We start from the raw sequence: 17,471 nt of genomic DNA, 5'->3' as shown, positions 1-17,471 counted from the left end.
GCCAGATCCTACGGATCCAGCTCCGTATCCCAGTACAGATAGTCCAGCCAACTATCATGCAGATAGTTCGGCGGGAACAGGCGGCCGTTGCGGTGAAGCTGGTGCACGGTCGGGGCGAAGGCGTGCTGGCGCGGAAACATTTTTGCCTGCACCGGCGTGAGATTGCCCTTGCGCAGGTTACACGGCGAGCATGCCGCGACCACGTTCTCCCAGGTGGTCTGGCCGCCTTTGCTGCGCGGGATGATGTGATCGAAGGTCAGGTCCTCGGGCGAGCCGCAATATTGGCAGGCGAAACGGTCGCGCAGGAAGACGTTGAACCGGGTGAAGGCCGGATGGGTGGTCGGCTTGACGAAGGATTTGAGCGAGACGACGCTCGGCAGCTGCATTTGCAGCGTGGGGCTATGAACCGCCTGATCGTAATGTGCGACGATGTTGACGCGATCGAGGAACACTGCCTTGATCGCGTCCTGCCACGACCAAAGAGACAGCGGGTAGTAACTCAGCGGCCGGAAGTCCGCATTCAGCACCAACACCGGCCAACTGCCTTGCGAGACATGTGCGTTCAAGTAACGCTCCCGGCCTCCAATATACGCTGCGAAGCAGCATGTACTGACATACTACATGCAGCGTGACGGGATTGTGAAGCCCGCTGAGCGACTTATTCAGGTGCAAGCAATGCGGCGCCGGGGTGGCGAAGGTGTTCAAAAAGCCGCGATTTGGGGAGGTACGCGGCTGGCGCGGAACTGCGTGACCAGCGCGTCGTGGCCTGCCGCCGCAGCTACTCCCGTACCCGCTCCAGCTTCTGCAAGCACCGCGTCGTGCGCACTGCGGCCGGCATCTCCTCGTCGGGAAAGCTGGTGTCCCAGTTGGTGACGCCGACCTCGCCGACATAGATGTCGCCCCTGGAATCCAGCGCGATGCCGTGGGGCGCCAGGAACTTTCCGCTCGCAACACCCGGCCCTTCCTCGCCGCCGAGGCGCGCGATGCGCTTGCCCTTGGCGTCCACGATTGACAGCCGCGGCCCGAGATTGGGCACCTTGCGGTTGATGGCAAGGCCCGGGCCGAGCTCGCCGATCACGAAGGTCGGGCTCTTGGCCCCGCCGCAACAGCACAGCGCGCAGGGCCGATGCAAATTGTTCCACTGCGTCTCGTATTTGCCCTCGCCATTGAACACCTGGACGCGGTGGTTCTCGCGGTCGGCGACATAGACCCAACCATCTGCATCGGTGGCAATATTGTGCACGATGTTGAACTGGCCGGGATCGGTGCCGGGCTCGCCCCAGCTCTTGAGCAGCTTGCCGTCCGGCGTGAATTTGTGCACGCGCGCATTGCCATAGCCGTCGGAGACGTAGATCTCGCCCTTCGGCGACAGCGCGGTGTGGGTGCAGCGGTGGAAGGGCTCGCCGCTCATGAACGGCGCCGGCTTCTCGGGGATGCCGATCGTCAGCAGCACCTTGCCGTCCGTGGTGCATTTGCGCACGGTGTGGTCGCCGTCATCGGTGCAGTAGAGATTGTCGTCGGCGTCGATGTGAAGGCCGTGCGCGCGCGAGAACAGCCCTTCGCCCCAGCTGCGCAGGAAATTGCCCTCGCGGTCGAGCACCACCATCGGGTGGGCACCGCGGTTGAAGACGTAGACACGATCCTTGCTGTCGACCGCGACCGCGGCGACGTCGGTGAGCTGCCAGCCTTCGGGCAGTTTCGCGAAATTGTCGACGACGCGGTAGCGGTGCTCGCCGCTGCCGAGAATGGCTGGCATGGGTGGTCTCTCCTCTTGTCATTCCGGGCTCGCGCTACGCGCGCCCCGGAATGACGGCTATATTCGCCCCAAAATCCCCTCCTCGATCGCCTTGATCTGGAGCGCGAGGTATTTCGAGTTGATCCGGCACTGCGCGAGGCTGCCGGCGATGAACCAGAGCCCGGGCTGCCTGGTGCGCGCATACATGTTGCGCAGCTCAAGACCGTCGCCAAAGCCCCAGATCGGCCCGACGCGGTCGGCGATGGCCTCGCCAAACAGCTTTCGCACCAGATATTCCTGCGGCTTGTAGCCGGTGGAGAGCACGATGAGATCGGCGGGAAGCAGCGTGCCGTCCTTCATCCGCGCCCCCTCGGGTACAAAGCCCTCGATGTCGGCAAACTGCCTGAGCTTGATCGCGCCCTCGACGATCAGGTTGGAGCAGCCGACGTTGAAATAATAGCCGCCGCCGCGGGTGAGGTATTTGAACTGCCAGCCGGTGCCGGCCTCGCCGAAGTCGAGCTTGAAGCCGACGCGCGAGAGGCCGTCGAGCAGCTCCTTGTCGAGCTGCTTCGACTGCTCCGTCAGCATCACATGCGTCTTCTTCGCCAGCGGCGTCGGCATCGAGGCCGCGATCAGGTCGTTGTCCTCGAGCGTGCCTTCGTTGTAGGTGGCATAAGCGAGCTGCGCCGACGGTTCGATATTGGTGACCAGCGTGGCTGCGCGCTGCACCAGCGTCACCTCGGCGCCGCTGGAATACAGATCCTGCGCGATGTCGTGGCCGCTGTTGCCGGTGCCGATGACGATCGCGCGCTTGCCGGTCCAGGTCTCGCCGTCCTCGTAGCGGCTGGAATGCAGCAGCGTTCCCTTGAAATTGTCGAGGGTCGGAATGTCTGGAATATTGGCGATGCCGCTGACGCCGGTCGCCATGATCACGTGGCGCGGATGCATGGTGCGCCTGCTGCCGTCGGCCCGGCGCAGCGTGACGGTCCAGTGGCCCTCGACCTCATCATAGGCGCCGCTTTCGAACTCGGTGCCGGCCCAGAAGTTCAGCTCCATCGCATCGACGTAAGCCTCGAACCAGTTGGCGAGCTTGTCCTTGGGGATATAGACCGGCCAGTTCGGCGGAAACGGCATGTAGGGGAGGTGATTGACCTGCACCTGGTTGTGCAAGGTGAGCGCATGATAGCGCTTGCGCCAATTGTCGCCGATCCGCATCTCGCGATCGACGATCAGCGCGTCGACCTTCAACTGCTTCAGCCGGGCTGCTATCGCGAGCCCGGCCTGGCCGCCGCCGACCACCAGCACGGCCGGATCGCGATCGGCATAGTCGCGCGAGGTGCTGCGCAAATCCAGCCAGTTCGGCCCGCGGAAATCGCGGGAATAGGCCTGGCCGCGCGGTCGCGACGTGCCGAGCTGCTCCTCGAATCCCTTGAGCTCGTCGAGCGCGGTGAGCAGCGTCCAGGCCTTCAGGCGGTCGCCGTCGGTCTTGTCGGGAATGAGCCGCAGGATGCCGCTGCCACGGCCGGTCGCGGTTTCGAACGTGAAGATCGCTTCGATGGTGTTGGTGCCGGCACGCGTCACCCAGCGCGGCGGCGCGCGGTTCGGCGCGATTCTGAAGCTGGTCGGTGCCGCCTCGGGCGCGAGCGCGGCCAGCGCTTGCGCAATCATCTCGCGGCCGGCGATCGTTTGCAGGTTCCAGCTCAGCGCCAGCACGTCGCGCCAGAAGCTGTCGGCGAGGAAGAGGCGGTCCAGCGTGGCGGGATCGGGCCTGCCCAGCGCGCGCTCGAATTCATCGAGCCAGGCCTGGGCGCAGGCGGATAGATCCTTGGTCTTGTCGAGCATGCGCGACCTCTTGGCCGTCTTTCGCGGCGTTTCCTCTGAGATCGGACGCTATACGGTTTCCTCGCCCGCCAAAAGCTGCGGACCCGAGCGAGGCAGGCATGCAGCCCTGCTCGGGCGGAATATGGCCTGGTATTCCGCTCGCACGGACGCCGGCCGGAGAAGGTTTAAGCGCCGCCCGGACCGCGGCCGGTCCAATAGGGATCGCGCAGCTTGCGTTTGAAGATCTTTCCGGTCGCCTCCCGGGGCAGCGCATCCAGGAACCGGATCTCCTTCGGCACCTTGAAGTTCGCCAGCCGCTCGCGCAGAAAAGCCTGCACTGCGGCGGCGGAGAGCTGGTCGCCGGTGTCGGGCTCGATGCAGGCACATAGCCGCTCGCCATATTCCGGGTCGGGAATGCCGAACACGGCGCAATCGCGCACTCCGGGCATGCCGATCAGCGCGTTCTCGATCTCGGCGGGATAGATGTTGACGCCGCCTGATATCACCATGTCGCGCTTGCGGTCGCACAGGAACAGATAGCCGTCCTCGTCGAGATAGCCGACGTCGCCGACGCTGACGAGGCCGTCGCGCCCCGCCTCGGCGCGCGCCTGCGCCTTGCCGTGATAATCGAAATCGGGCACCGCCGTCTGGCGCATGTAGATTTCGCCGACCTCGTTGGCGTTGCACGGGCTGCCGTCGTCGCGGAAGATCCTGACGATGCCGCCTTCGATGGCGCGGCCGACGGTGCCGGGCTTCTTCAGCGCCTCCTCGGCAGAGTGCCACACCGGGATCCCGGTCTCGGTCGAGCCGAAATACTCGTTGATGACCGGCCCCCACCAATCGATCATCGCCTTCTTCACCTCGGGCGGGCAGGGCGCAGCCCCGTGCACGACGAAGCGCAGCGACGACAGGTCGTAGCGCCGCCTGACCGTCTCGGGGAGCCGCAGCAGCCGCACGAACATCGTCGGGACCATGTGGATGTGCGTCACGCGGTGACGCTCGATCAGTGCCAGCAGCTCCTCCGCATCGAACCGCGGCTGGAGGACGATGGTGCAGCCGTTGCGGAACGCCATCATGCCGTAGGAATGCGGCGCCGAGTGATACATCGGCCCGTTGATCAGCACGATTTGGTTGTCCCGCGGCTTGATGCCATAGGCGATCGCGCCGACACGTTCGGAAGCGGCCGCCTGCTCGGGCTGCATCGGCATGCGCCGCACGCCCTTCGGCATCCCGGTCGTGCCCGAGGTGTAGATCATTGCCGCGGCCCGGCGCGGCGGTTCCTGGGTTTCGGTATGGCCGTCGCGCCAGCGCTCCCAATCGGTCAGTTCGGCCGGGACCGCGGTCAGCTCCGGGGCAATGGCGAAGGTCGCCGCCAGCTCGGGCGGCGTCGCGACGACGAGAAGGCGGACATCCGGCGCCACGCCGTCACGAATCTGCGGCAGCAGGTCGGCGTGGCAGACCAGGATCTTCGCGCCGCTGTCGGTCAGGATGTAGCGGACCTCCTCGGCCTTGAGATGCCAGTTGATCGGCACCACCGGGCTGCCGAGGGCGGCGGAGGCCGCAACCACCTCGAACAGGGCGAAGTCGTTGCGCAGCATCATCGCAACCGGCGCGGCCTCGGCAAGGCCCAGGGCGCGGAATCCGCTTGCCGCCCGCCTGATGCGTGACTGGATCTCGTCATAGCTGATCCGGCGCTCGCCGCTGATGATCATGGCGTGTCCTTGTCCCGCGCGAGCCTAGCGATCGTCCAGCACGTCGCCGAAGCCGACCCAGCTCTTGCCGTTGAAGCGGCGGAGCTGAAGCTGCTGGAACGGCAGATAATCGTCGGCACCGGTCGTAACCGAGATTCCCGGCAGCAGCAGCGGCAGCTTCACCTCCTTCAGCGAGGCCGCCTGGCGCATGATGTTGTCGCGGCTGACGTCTTCCTTGCACGCCCTCAGCACCGTCATCAGCAGCGTCGCATAGTGGTAGCCGGCCGCGTAGTTGGAGTTGGAAAGGTCGGCGTTCGGCAGGTATTGCTTCATGAAGGCAAAATACTCCTTCACGCCGGGATCGTCGGCCCATTGCGGGTCCATCGTGTCCTTCTGGTTGCTCGACGAGATCAGGCCGACCGCGTTGTCGAGCCCGGCCGGCTCCAGGAACGAAATCGACGAAGCCGAGGTCGGCACGAAGAACAGTTCGGGCTTCCAGCCGATCTCGGCCACGCCCTTGACCATCTGCGAGGTGAATTTTCCGAGTACGACGCCGAACAGCACGTTGGCGCCCGAGGCCTTCAGGGTCGAGAGCTGCGAGCTGATCGTCGGCGCGCTGGTCTCGTAGGTCTGTTCGGCGATGATCATGCCGGCCGCCTTGGCCCCGAGCGCGCGCTTGAAGCCTGCGACATAGTCGCGACCGAAATCGTCGTTCTGTGCCAGGATCGCGATCCTGGCGTCGGGCTTGGTCTGCAAGATGTATTTGGCATAGACCACGCCCTCGGATTCGTAGGCCGCCATCCCCGGCATCGTCCACGGATTCTTCTGCGGCTCGGCCCATTTGGTGGCGCCCGAGAGCACGAACAGCTGCGGCACCTTCTTGGCGTTGAGATAACGCTGCACCGCGCTGTTGGTAGCGGTGCCGAGCGAGCCGAACATCATCAGCACCTCGTCCTGCTCGACCAGCTTGCGGGTCTGCTCGACCGTCTTCGGCGGCGAATAGGCGTCGTCCAGCGTGATGAACTTGACCTTGCGGCCGTTGATGCCGCCATCGGCATTGATCTTGTCGAAGAACGCTTCCTGCGTCCGCCCGATCGCGCCGAAGCCGGAGGCCGGGCCGCTATAGGGCAGGGTCTGCCCGATGCGGATCTCGGCGCTGCCTTCGGCGCGGGCGCTGCCGGCGCCGAGCGTCAGCAACGACATGCCGATCAATGCGGCTGCGAGCTTCATGGTGTCCTCCCGTTTTTTCTTGTAGTCCGAGACGTCAGGCGGTGGCGCGGAGCAGGAAATCCTGCCGGGCCTGATCGAACTCCGCCTTCATCCGGTCGACCAGGTCGGCGACGGCAGGCGCATCGGTGATCTGGCCGATGCCCTGGCCCGAACCCCAGATGTCGCGCCACGCCTTTGATTTCGTGTTGCCGCCTGAGCCGAAATTCATCTTCGTCTTGTCGGCCATCGGCAGATTGTCCGGATCTAACCCCGCGGCGGCGATGGAGGGGCCGAGATAGTTGCCGTGCACGCCGGTGAACAGGTTGGTGTAGACGATGTCGTGCGCGGCATGCTGCGTCAGCGCGGACTTGTAGGCTTCGTCGGCGTTGGCTTCCCTGGTCGCGATGAAACGCGTGCCCATATAAGCGAGGTCGGCGCCAAGCGTCAGCGCGGAGGCGATGCCGAAGCCGTCGCTGATCGCGCCCGACAGCAGGATCGTGCCCTTGAACCATTGCTTGACCTCGCGCACCAGCGCGAAGGGCGAGAGCGTTCCGGCATGCCCGCCGGCGCCCGCGCAGACCAGGATCAGGCCGTCGACGCCGTGCTCGGCCGCTTTCCGCGCATGCTTGACGTTGATGACGTCATGGAACACCAGCCCGCCATAGGAATGCGCGGCCTCGACGATCTCCGCCGGCGGCCGCAGCGAGGTGATGATGATGGGGACGCGATGTTTCACGCAGGTCTCCATGTCCTTCATCAGGCGGTCGTTGGAGGCGTGGCAGATCTGGTTGACCGCGTAGGGCGCGACCTTTTTGCCCGGATTGAGCGATTTGTATTGCCCGAGCTCGTCCTCGATGCGGCTCAACCACTCGTCCAGCTTCTCGACCGGACGGGCGTTGAGCGCCGGAAACGAGCCGACGACGCCCGCCTTGCACTGGGCGATCACCAGCTCCGGTCCGGAGACGATGAAGAGCGGCGAGCCCACCACCGGCAGCGCGAGCGAATCCTTCAAGAGAGCGGGCAGCGCCATCATGTCCTCCCTGAAAACGCGGCCCCGCCGGCGGGCGGATGACGAGGCGTTTCCGTGTTGATTGTCGCGCGGGCGATTGCCGCCCGTGTCGCGGATTTGAACCCACTATAAGGTTGGACGGCGCCCTCCGGTGGTCCAATAATGAACGGATAGCCTTTCAGATATGAACGGGGGGAGCCGATTGGACTGGGATCTCTGCAAGACCTTCGTCGCGGTCGCCGATACCGGAAGCTTCACCGCGGCCGCCCGCCGGCTGCACACCAGCCATCCGACCGTCAGTCGCAAGATCGCGGCGCTGGAAGCTCAGCTCGGCACCAGGTTGCTGGCGCGCGCCGCCGACGGCCTGGCACTGACCGCGGATGGACGGACATTGCGCGAGCACGCCGAGGCCATGGCGGCGGCGGCGCTGCGGGCCGAGACCGCGGTCGCGGCCGGGGGACATAAGGCGCGCGGCATCGTCAAGCTTTCGATCGGCGCGACGCTGGCCTCGCATTGGCTGATGCCGCGCCTGCCCGCCTTCCTGCGTGCGCATGACCATGTCCAGCTCGAGATCATCACCCACCCGTTTCCGGCGAGCGTGCGTCGGCGTGAGGCGGACGTGGTGCTGCGGCCTTTCGACAGCGGCGAGGAAAACCTGGTCGGTCGCAAGATCGGCCGCCTTGGTACCGGATTCTACGCCTCGCGCGATTATGCCGCGGGGCGGTCCTTGCCTGAACGGCGCGGCGAGTGGAAGGAGCATAGCGTCGTCGGCTTCGCCGACCAGGCGTCGAATGCACAGCTTGCGCGCTGGAGCGACGTCGTCACCCGGCAGGCCAGGGTGGTGATGCGCTGCTCTTCGCAGGGGGACATGCTGGCCGCGGTCCGCGCCGGGATTGGCATCTCGGCGCTCTCCTGCTTCGTCGCAGAAAGCTATCCCGACCTCGTACGCGTCGCCCCGCAAAAGCTCGCCAGCGTGGCGGACCTGTGGCTGCTGGCCCATCCCGACCTCGTCGAGCTTCCGGCGGTGCGTGCCGTCGTGGATTTCGTCGCCGAATGCGCCCGGGCCGACCGCGCGAGGCTGCGGGGCTAAAGCATGATCCGGGAAAGTGCGCAGCGGTTTTCCGAAAAGCGCGATGACGTTTCATCCTAATCGCGTCGCGCTTTAGGCCGAGCCGGCGAGCACGCCCTCGCGCTTCTTCACCGCGCGATAATAGCTCCACCACAGATGCGCCGCCGCGCCGCGCAGGGGACGCCAGGGCTCGGCGAGCGGCGCCATCTGCTTCTCCGTCGGCCGCGCCTGAAGGCCGAGGCCGACCTTGATGGCCTCCTGCACGGCGAGATCGCCGGCGGGCCAGGCATCGCCATGGCCGAGGCAGAACAGGAGGTAGACGTCCGCGGTCCAGGGGCCGATGCCGGGCAGCGCGATCAGCGTGTGATGCGCGGCGTCGGCATCCTCCTCGGCGAGCACGTCGAGGTTCAGTCGCTGCGCGCCGATCTCGCGGGCGAGATGCTTCAGCGTCTTGATCTTGGCAGCCGACAGGCCGAGCCGCCCGAGCCGGTCAGTGCGGGCCCGGCGCACCGCGTCGTGGTCGAACGGATCGAAGGCGGCCGACAACCGTCCCCAGATTGCCGCCGCGCTCGCGGTCGAGAGTTGCTGGCCGCAGACGATGTGGGCAAGGCCCGCAAAACCCGGCTCGCGCCGCCGCAGCGCCGGCATGCCCGCGATCTCGAACACGGGTTTGAGGCGCGGGTCGCGCTTGATCAGCGCGTGGACGGCCGCTTCGAGATCGGACTGGGATTCGAGATGGATGGTCATGACGTCATCGGCTCGCCGCGATGCGGATTTGGCGTCCTGTGGACGGCTTGGGACGATAAGATTAAGACCATACTATCGGAATCCCGGAAGCGTTCGATGACTTTGAGAAGTATTCCTGTGGAGATGGACGGCGAGAAAGTCGCCCTGATCGATGCCATGCTGGATCGCGTCATCGACGAACATCGCGTCTTCCTGCCGCTGGCCATCGAAAGCGGCAGCCGGGCCTGGGGTTTCGCCTCTCCAGACAGCGACTATGACTGCCGTTTTGTGTATGTGCGTCGCGCGGTCGATCACATTACGCCTTGGGTAAGTCGCGACGTGATAGAGCTCCCGTTCGAGGGGGATCTCGATGCCAATGGATGGGATTTACGCAAGGCGCTGCAACTCCTGCTGAAGGGTAATGCGGTGATCGTGGAGTGGCTGTGCTCGCCCGTCGTTTACAGGGGGCAGGGGTGGTTTCGCGACGAGTTTCTGGCGTTTGCCAGAGAGGCCGCGAGCCGGGAGGCCGTGTGTCGCCACTATCTTCATCTCGGCGAGCGTCAGCGGCGCGTCTATTTCGGCGACGGGACAAATGTCGCGCAAAAAAAGATCTTCTATGCACTTCGGCCCGCCGCCGCTTTGCGATGGCTGCGCATGCGTCCAGCCGAAGCCGTCGCGCCGATGCATTTTCCCACCCTCATGGAGGAGTGCGACCCGCCGAGCGAACTGAAATCGGAGGTCGTCGAGCTCATGGCCCGGAAATCGATCACGCACGAACTCGGCTCCGCACCTCTGCCGCGGATCGTGGCCAACTTCCTCGATACGGAGTTCGAGCTTGCGCGCGGTCTCTTCGAGGGTAGTGGACCAAGTGCATCGGAAGAGATGATCCATCGGACAGAACAGTTTTACCGCGGCGTGGTGGAGCGCCTCGAGCGGGAGAGCGGTGCCGTTCTTCCGTTCCGGCTTGTCTGATGCCACCCGTTTTCCGATTTGCCCCCAGCCCGAACGGCCTCCTGCATCTCGGCCACGCCTATTCCGCGCTGCTCAACTTCGATCGGGCGCTTAAGACCGGTGCGCGGTTGTTGCTGCGGATCGAGGACATCGACACGACGCGCTGCCGGCCGGAATTCGAGGCGGCGATCTACGAGGATCTGGCCTGGCTCGGGATCGACTGGGAGACGCCGGTGCGGCGACAGTCGGAGCATCTCGCCGATTATCGCGCCGCGCTGGACAAGCTGTCGGCGCTTGGGCTCGTCTATCCCGCCTTCGAAAGCCGCGCCGAGATCGCAAAGCTCGTTTCCGCGCGCGAGGCGGACGGCCCGTGGCCGCGTGATCCCGACGGCGCGCCGCTTTATCCCGGCGAGTCCAAATCGCTGCCTGCCGACGCGCGGGCGCGCCTGATCGACAGCGGCGCGCCTTACGCGTTGCGGCTCGACATGACGGCGGCCTGCCGGTGCGTCGCCGGCCTGACCTGGAATGAGCTGGGCGAGGGGCCCGATGGCGAGCACGGCACCGTCCCGGCGCGGCCCGAGGCCTGGGGTGACGTCATCCTGGCGCGCAAGGAGACACCGACCAGCTACCACCTGTCCGTCGTCGTCGACGATGCGCTTCAGGGCGTCAGCGAGATCGTGCGCGGCCAGGACTTGTTTCACGCCACCGCCGTCCACCGCCTGCTCCAGGTCCTGCTCGGCCTGCCCGAACCCGCCTACCGTCATCACCGGCTGATTTGCGACAGCGAGGGGCGGAAGCTGTCGAAATCGAGCGGCTCGACCGGTCTGCGCGCCTTGCGCGCGGCCGGCATCACGCCTGCCGGCATCCGTCGGCTGGTGGGATTAGGTTAAGTTTCTCTGGGGGTTAGCGAAACGCCGCCGTGACTCCGGGGGTTCCGCCGTGCCATGCTTGGCCGACAGCCCGGGGTTCGAAGGGGACACTTCGAAGGGGATTTATGGCGGCGAAAAAGCGCCCAGCGCGCACCACGCGGACGTCCAGGCGACCGCCTCGGAAGCGGTCCGGGACGACCGGCGGGTTGCGCAAGCGCAGCACCAAGGCGGTCGCGCCGGATGTCGTCCAGGCGGCGCTCGCCGCCTTTGCCCATGAGGTCCGCACCCCCCTGACCGGCATTCTGGCGATCAGCGACCTGCTGGCGACCTCCGATCTCGGCGAGCGGGAACGGCGCTGGGCCGACACCATCAAGGCCGGTGCCGAGCATCTGGCGAGCCTTGCCACGCTGTTCGTGGATGCCGCCAGAACCGGCAAGGGGGCCAGCAAGGCCGGAAGTACGCTGCGGCAGGACCTGTTCGATCTCCGCACGCTCGCCCGCAGCGCCGGCGATTCACTGGCCGGGCGTGCCGCGGCCAAGGGTCTCCAGGCCCAGGTCGAGATCTCCGACAAGCTCCCCGGCCTCGTGGTCGGCGATCCCGTCCGCCTGCGCGCCGCGCTCGAGAACCTGATCGACAATGCCGTGAAGTTCACCGACCAGGGCGGCGTGGCGCTCGAGGTCGCGCCCTGGCGTCCTGCCAAGGGCAAGGCAAAGGGCAAGTCAAAAGAGAAGGGCAGGGTCGGCGTCGCCTTCGCGGTGTCCGACAGCGGCATCGGTCTGACCATGGCCGAGATCAAGCGGCTGTTCCGCCCGTTCACCCAGGCCAATGTCACCATTGCCTCGCGCTTCGGCGGCGCCGGCTTAGGGCTGTCCTCGGTCAAGCAATTGGCGCGCGCGATGGGCGGCGACATCACCGTCGCACCGCGCCGCGGCGGCGGCGCCACCTTTACGCTGACAGTGTCGCTCGATGCCGCGGGCCCCAGCAAATCCCGCAAGGCGAAGGGCGAGACCGAGGCGGATGCGGTCGCGGCGCTGCGCGTCCTCAGCGTCGAGGACAATCCGTTCGGCCGCGTCGTGCTCAACACGATTTTGACCGAGCTCGGCCATCATGCCGAGTTCATCGGGCGCGGCGAGGATGCCGTCGGCCGGCTGGCGCAAGGCGCGTTCGATGCGGTGCTGATGGATATGGTGCTGCCCGGCATCGACGGGGTCGAGGCCATCAGGCGGATCCGCACCATGCAGGCGCCGCTGGCTCGGATCCCGATCATCGGGGTGTCCGGTCGCGGCGAGGACGAGGCGGCCTCGCGCGAGGCCGGCGCCGACGCCTTCCTGGTCAAGCCTGTGTCTCCGCGGGCTTTAGCGACTGCGCTGCTTGAAGCGACACGCCGTGAGGAAGCCGTGACTTGATGATCGCGGCATTGAGCTCGCCGCCGTAAACGAAGATCGCGGCGATGAAATACAGGAACACCAGCGCGATGATCACCGAGGCGAGCCCCGCATACATCGTCACGTAATTGTTGGCGAAGCGCGCCAGATATTGCCCGAACACGATGCCGGAGATCAGCGACGCCACGATGGTGAAGACGATGCCGGGCAGGATCTGGAGGAAGCCGCGCCGTCCCGCCGGCAGCCAGACGTGCAGGATGATCAGCGCCACCACCAGCGCACCGATCGTGATGCCGTAGCGCAGCCAGGTGAGGATGCTTTCGTTGGACTCGACGAACAGCGGGATGTGGCGCCGCGCCGCCTCGATCAAGAGCGGACCGAGCACGATCAGGAACGCCATGGCGAGCGCGGTGAAGGCCGCAATCAGCGTGTAGACAATCGATTCCAGACGCAGCCAGTACCAGCGCCGCATCTCCACCACCGCATAGGCGCGATTGAGTGCGACCCGGAGGGCCTCGACGCCGTTGGAGGCGAAATAGACCGAGAGCGCCGCGCCGATCGTCAGAATGCCGGTGCGGGTCGTGGTCAGCACGTCATGCACCTCGCCCGAGATCGAATCGGCGACCTGCTTCGGCCAGATCTGCAGCATCAGGCTGGCGGCCTGGTCGGCGAGTTCCTTGGAGCCGAAGAAGCCCGCGAGTGAGGTCAGCACGATCAGGAACGGGAACAACGCCATCAGCGTCGACAGGGCGATGTGGCTCGCGATCGCCCAGCCGTCGTCGGCCAGGAACGTGTAGAACGCATCCTCCAAGACGCAGTAAATGTAGCGGATGGCTTTCACGTGGCACCTACACCGCTGCTCGCTCTCCCTGCACGTAGGGAGAGATCAGGAGAATAGGCAATGGGCGCAAATCGGAAATCATCGCGCTACCATCTGATATTCTTGCCCCAAAAGCCAGTTCGCGAAGCGCCTCGCTGTCATTCCGGGGCGCGCGCAGCGCGAGCTATGATGCGCAATTGCGCATCTGAGAATCCATTTCGCCGCAGTAGGGGTGGCCCGACGGATTCCCGGCTCGACGCTTCGCATCGCCCGGAAGGACGCCGGAGGCTGCCGCGGCACCATGGCGGACCGGCGCGCACGGTGTTATCACCCCCCAATGGCATCTCTCCTGACGACTTTCATCCTGCCGGCGGCAGCCGGCGCCGTGGCGTTGGTGCTGCTGCTCGGGCTCATCAACATGATGCGCGGCGGCTCGCCCAATACCTCGCAGAAGCTGATGCGCTGGCGCGTGCTGCTTCAGTTCGTGGCGATCGTCATCGCAATGCTCGCGGTCTGGGCGATGGGGCGGTAAGGCATGATCCGGACCCGAAGGGCCGCGTTAACGCAAAGTGTGAAGCGGTTTTCCGACGAGATCATGCCCAAGATTAAGAGGCCTCTATGGTCGTACTGAATCGCATCTACACGAAGACCGGTGACGACGGCACGACGGCCCTCGGCTCGGGCGAGCGCCGCCCAAAATACGATCTGCGTATCGAGGCCTATGGCACGGTCGACGAAACCAATGCTGCGATCGGCGTGGTGCGGCTCCATACCCAGGATGCGCCCGAGCTCCACGCGATGCTGGGCCGCATCCAGAACGATCTGTTCGATCTCGGCGCCGACCTTGCGGTTCCGGAACGTGACGGCAAAGCCGAGCGCCTGCGGGTGGTGGCAAGCCAGGTCGAACGGCTCGAGCGCGACATCGATGCGCTCAACGACAAGCTCGCGCCGCTGACCTCCTTCGTGCTTCCCGGCGGCACTCCGGCTGCTGCTCATCTCCATGTGGCGCGCACGATATGCCGCAGGGCGGAACGGGTGATCGTGGAACTGGCGGCCCGACCCGGGGAGCAGGTCAGTGCAGCTGGCATCCAATATATGAACCGCCTGTCGGACTTCCTGTTCGTGGCCAGCCGAGCCGCCAACGGGAATGGCGCCGGCGACGTGCTCTGGGTTCCGGGCCAGAACCGCTGACCCATCGAGCTCTCGCATTTCAGAGGGCTAAAATTAGGCCCGTTCGCGCGTTGACCGGGGCAGATCGGGCCTTTAGGTTCCGCGCCAGTTGATAACCCCCCTCCTAAATTGAGTGAAAGAGGATCGATGAAGGTCTTAGTGCCGGTAAAGCGGGTGGTCGATTACAACGTCAAGGTCCGCGTCAAGGGCGATGGATCGGGCGTTGAACTCGCCAACGTCAAGATGTCGATGAACCCGTTCGACGAAATCGCGGTCGAAGAAGCGCTGCGCCTGAAGGAAGCCGGCAAGGCGACCGAAGTCGTGGTGGTTTCGATTGGACCTGCGCAGGCGTCGGAGACGATCCGCACGGGTCTTGCCATGGGCGCCGATCGCGGCATCCTGGTGAAGGCCGAGGGCACCGTCGAGCCGCTCGCGGTCGCCAAGATCCTGAAGAAGGTTGCCGAAGAAGAGCAGCCGGGCCTGATCATTCTCGGCAAGCAGGCGATCGACGACGACAGCAACCAGACCGGCCAGATGCTGGCTGCGCTGCTCGGCTGGTCGCAGGCGACCTTCGCCTCGAAGCTCGAGGTCGAAGGTTCTGACTTCAAGGTCACCCGCGAAGTCGACGGCGGACTCCAGACCGTGAAGCTGAAGGGACCGACGATCGTCACCACCGATCTGCGTCTCAACGAGCCGCGCTATGCCTCGCTGCCGAACATCATGAAGGCCAAGAAGAAGCCGATCGCGGACAAGACCGTCGCCGATTACGGCGTCGACGTCGCTCCGCGTCTCGAGGTCGTCAAGACGACGGAGCCGGCCGGCCGCAAGGCGGGCGTCAAGGTCAAGGACGTCGCCGAGCTGGTGTCGAAACTCAAGAACGAAGCCGGGGTGCTCTGATGACGACGCTGCTGATTGCCGAACACGACAATGCGTCGCTCAAGGATGCGACCAACAAGGCCCTGACCGCGGCTGCCGCGCTCGGCGCGGACGTCGAGGTCCTCGTTGCCGGCCAGAACGCCAAGGCCGCGGCGGATGCCGCTGCCAAGCTTGCCGGCGTCAAGAAGGTGCTGCTCGCCGATGGCGAGCTCTATGCGCACGATCTCGCCGAGCCGCTGGCCGCGCTGATCGTTTCGCTGGCCTCCGGCTATGATGCCATCGTCGCGCCCGCGACCTCGCGCTTCAAGAACGTGATGCCGCGCGTCGCCGCCCTGCTCGACGTCATGCAGGTCTCGGAAATCATCAAGGTGGTCGCCCCCGACACCTATGAGCGCCCGATCTATGCCGGCAACGCCATCCAGACCGTGAAGTCCAAGGACGCCAAGAAGGTCATCACGGTGCGGACCTCGACCTTCGCCGCAGCCGGCGAGGGTGGCAGCGCACCGGTCGAGACCGTCGCGGCGGCGGCCGATCCGGCCCTGTCGTCCTTCGTCGGCGAGGAGGTCGCCAAGAGCGATCGTCCCGAACTGACCTCGGCCAAGATCATCGTCTCCGGTGGCCGCGCCATGCAGAGCCGCGAGAATTTTGCCAAGTACATCGAGCCGCTCGCCGACAAGCTTGGGGCCGGTGTCGGTGCCTCGCGTGCGGCGGTGGACGCCGGCTATGCGCCGAACGACTGGCAGGTCGGCCAGACCGGCAAGGTGGTGGCGCCCGAGCTCTATGTCGCCGTCGGCATTTCCGGCGCGATCCAGCATCTGGCCGGCATGAAGGACTCCAAGGTGATCGTCGCGATCAACAAGGACGAGGACGCGCCGATCTTCCAGGTTGCCGATTACGGCCTGGTCGCCGATCTCTACCAGGCGGTTCCGGAGTTGACGGCCGAACTTGGCAAGCTCGGCAAGTAAAAGACGCCAAAAACACCGGCCGGAGGCATAAACTCCGGCCGGTGTTTCATTTCTGAAGCGTTTTCTTTGGCGTGGGGCACGCCGGGGAAGCGATCCAATCTAGGTTTCGAGCCCGGGTTCTGATTAAATCAAGCTTCTGATCAAATCAGACCTCCCGGCTCGGGGGATAACAGGCGCGCTCGTCGCGCGCCGTTCCGGTGGATGACATTATGGCGGCAGTGATCAAGAAGGTCGGCGTGATCGGCGCGGGTCAGATGGGCAACGGCATCGCGCATGTCGCGGCGCTGGCCGGCTTCGACGTGGTGCTCAACGACGTTTCGCCTGATCGCCTCAAGTCGGGCATGGCCACCATCAATGGCAATCTGGCGCGCCAGGTCTCCAAGAAGGCCGTCTCCGAGGACGACAAGGCCAAGGCGATGGCGCGCATCACGTCCGCCGAGAAGCTGGACGACCTCGCCGACTGCGACCTCGTGATCGAGACCGCGGTCGAGAAGGAAGAGGTCAAGCGCAAGATCTTCCACGAGCTCTGCGCGGTCCTGAAGCCCGAGGCAATCGTCGCCTCCGATACCTCCTCGATCTCGATCACCCGGCTTGCCGCCGCCACCGACCGGCCCGAGCGCTTCATCGGCATTCACTTCATGAATCCGGTGCCGCTGATGGAGCTGGTGGAGCTGATCCGCGGCATCGCCACCGACGACCAGACCTTCGAGGCGTCCAAGGAATTCGTTGCCAAGCTCGGCAAGCAGGTCGCGGTCTCCGAGGATTTCCCGGCCTTCATCGTCAACCGCATCCTGCTGCCGATGATCAACGAGGCGATCTACACGCTGTATGAAGGCGTCGGCAACGTGGAGGCGATCGACGCGGCCATGAAGCTCGGCGCCCACCATCCGATGGGCCCGCTGGAGCTGGCTGATTTCATCGGCCTCGATACCTGCCTCTCCATCATGCAGGTGTTGCATGAGGGGCTGGCCGATTCCAAGTACCGCCCGTGCCCGCTGCTGGTGAAATATGTCGAGGCCGGCTGGCTCGGCCGCAAGACCCAGCGCGGCTTCTACGATTACCGCGGCGCCAAGCCGGTTCCGACGCGGTAGGGCGGCGGTGCCGTAGCAACCATTAAAGCACGCCCGATTTCCGCGAGCATGACGCCGTGCTTGCGGCCGTCAAGGCGTGGCCTG

At 65.4% G+C, this 17,471-nt stretch carries 17 protein-coding genes; 9 read left to right on the top strand and 8 right to left on the bottom strand.

What is annotated here, in order from left to right; genetic code table 11:
• Positions 1–8: 8 nt before the first annotated feature.
• The 6 genes from XI03_RS03625 to XI03_RS03600 form a co-directional block, all read right to left on the bottom strand.
• Complete coding sequence (locus XI03_RS03625; RefSeq protein ID WP_018316280.1) at positions 9–566, bottom strand: HNH endonuclease; 558 nt, start codon at positions 564–566, stop codon at positions 9–11.
• A gap of 212 nt (positions 567–778) precedes the next feature.
• A complete protein-coding gene (locus XI03_RS03620; RefSeq protein WP_271591347.1) occupies positions 779–1,756 on the bottom strand; it encodes a peptidyl-alpha-hydroxyglycine alpha-amidating lyase family protein in 978 nt (325 codons plus the stop codon).
• Between the two features lie 57 nt (positions 1,757–1,813).
• Entirely contained in the window at positions 1,814–3,577 is a 1,764-nt protein-coding gene (locus tag XI03_RS03615) for a flavin-containing monooxygenase (RefSeq protein ID WP_271591346.1), read from the bottom strand.
• Positions 3,578–3,741: 164 nt separating this feature from the next.
• On the bottom strand, positions 3,742–5,268 hold the full coding sequence (locus XI03_RS03610) for an acyl-CoA synthetase (protein WP_271591345.1): 1,527 nt from the start codon (positions 5,266–5,268) through the stop codon (positions 3,742–3,744).
• Positions 5,269–5,292: 24 nt separating this feature from the next.
• Positions 5,293–6,477 (bottom strand): ABC transporter substrate-binding protein, encoded by a 1,185-nt coding sequence (locus XI03_RS03605; protein WP_028139914.1) that lies wholly within the window; start codon positions 6,475–6,477, stop codon positions 5,293–5,295.
• Positions 6,478–6,511: 34 nt separating this feature from the next.
• Complete coding sequence (locus tag XI03_RS03600; RefSeq protein WP_271591351.1) at positions 6,512–7,486, bottom strand: NAD(P)H-dependent flavin oxidoreductase; 975 nt, start codon at positions 7,484–7,486, stop codon at positions 6,512–6,514.
• A gap of 181 nt (positions 7,487–7,667) precedes the next feature.
• On the opposite strand from XI03_RS03600, the gene XI03_RS03595 reads away from it, so the two are divergent.
• A complete protein-coding gene (locus XI03_RS03595) occupies positions 7,668–8,555 on the top strand; it encodes a LysR family transcriptional regulator (protein WP_028139916.1) in 888 nt (295 codons plus the stop codon).
• Positions 8,556–8,627: 72 nt separating this feature from the next.
• Here XI03_RS03595 and XI03_RS03590 read toward each other — a convergent pair whose 3' ends face one another.
• Positions 8,628–9,281: a DNA-3-methyladenine glycosylase family protein gene (locus XI03_RS03590; protein ID WP_271591344.1), complete on the bottom strand. Its 654-nt coding sequence runs from the start codon at positions 9,279–9,281 to the stop codon at positions 8,628–8,630.
• 96 nt (positions 9,282–9,377) lie between these two features.
• Between XI03_RS03590 and XI03_RS03585 the strand changes: the two genes are divergently transcribed.
• The 3 genes from XI03_RS03585 (at position 9,378) to XI03_RS03575 (ending at position 12,486) form a co-directional block, all read left to right on the top strand.
• Positions 9,378–10,232, top strand: a complete 855-nt coding sequence (locus tag XI03_RS03585) for a nucleotidyltransferase domain-containing protein (protein WP_038948527.1) — start codon at positions 9,378–9,380, stop codon at positions 10,230–10,232.
• Positions 10,232–11,101, top strand: a complete 870-nt coding sequence (gene gluQRS, locus XI03_RS03580) for a tRNA glutamyl-Q(34) synthetase GluQRS (protein WP_271591343.1) — start codon at positions 10,232–10,234, stop codon at positions 11,099–11,101. Before XI03_RS03585 ends, gluQRS begins: the two co-directional genes overlap by 1 nt.
• Positions 11,102–11,205: 104 nt before the next feature.
• A complete protein-coding gene (locus XI03_RS03575; protein WP_271591342.1) occupies positions 11,206–12,486 on the top strand; it encodes an ATP-binding protein in 1,281 nt (426 codons plus the stop codon).
• Here XI03_RS03575 and XI03_RS03570 read toward each other — a convergent pair.
• Positions 12,413–13,306 carry a YihY/virulence factor BrkB family protein gene (locus tag XI03_RS03570; protein WP_028139920.1) on the bottom strand — a complete coding sequence of 298 codons (894 nt, stop codon included), beginning with the start codon at positions 13,304–13,306 and terminating at the stop codon, positions 12,413–12,415. The two genes, XI03_RS03575 and XI03_RS03570, sit on opposite strands and share 74 nt — an antisense overlap.
• A gap of 316 nt (positions 13,307–13,622) precedes the next feature.
• Between XI03_RS03570 and XI03_RS03565 the strand changes: the two genes are divergently transcribed.
• The 5 genes from XI03_RS03565 (at position 13,623) to XI03_RS03545 (ending at position 17,387) form a co-directional block, all read left to right on the top strand.
• Complete coding sequence (locus tag XI03_RS03565) at positions 13,623–13,817, top strand: twin transmembrane helix small protein (RefSeq protein WP_028139921.1); 195 nt, start codon at positions 13,623–13,625, stop codon at positions 13,815–13,817.
• Positions 13,818–13,903: 86 nt separating this feature from the next.
• The gene (locus XI03_RS03560; RefSeq protein ID WP_028139922.1) at positions 13,904–14,476 is read left to right on the top strand and encodes a cob(I)yrinic acid a,c-diamide adenosyltransferase; all 573 of its coding nucleotides are present in this window, start codon (positions 13,904–13,906) and stop codon (positions 14,474–14,476) included.
• Positions 14,477–14,602: 126 nt separating this feature from the next.
• Complete coding sequence (locus XI03_RS03555; protein WP_018316267.1) at positions 14,603–15,352, top strand: electron transfer flavoprotein subunit beta/FixA family protein; 750 nt, start codon at positions 14,603–14,605, stop codon at positions 15,350–15,352.
• Positions 15,352–16,296, top strand: a complete 945-nt coding sequence (locus XI03_RS03550) for an electron transfer flavoprotein subunit alpha/FixB family protein (protein WP_028139923.1) — start codon at positions 15,352–15,354, stop codon at positions 16,294–16,296. Before XI03_RS03555 ends, XI03_RS03550 begins: the two co-directional genes overlap by 1 nt.
• A 209-nt stretch (positions 16,297–16,505) precedes the next feature.
• Positions 16,506–17,387 (top strand): 3-hydroxybutyryl-CoA dehydrogenase, encoded by an 882-nt coding sequence (locus XI03_RS03545; protein ID WP_028139924.1) that lies wholly within the window; start codon positions 16,506–16,508, stop codon positions 17,385–17,387.
• Positions 17,388–17,471: the final 84 nt, after the last annotated feature.

Origin of the sequence: Bradyrhizobium sp. CCBAU 65884 (assembly GCF_028128835.1) — a bacterium.
GTDB classification, from domain to species: Bacteria; Pseudomonadota; Alphaproteobacteria; order Rhizobiales; family Xanthobacteraceae; genus Bradyrhizobium; species Bradyrhizobium ottawaense.
The sequence above is the reverse complement of the archived record's forward strand: the minus strand, read 5'-3'. Positions and strand labels throughout refer to the sequence as shown.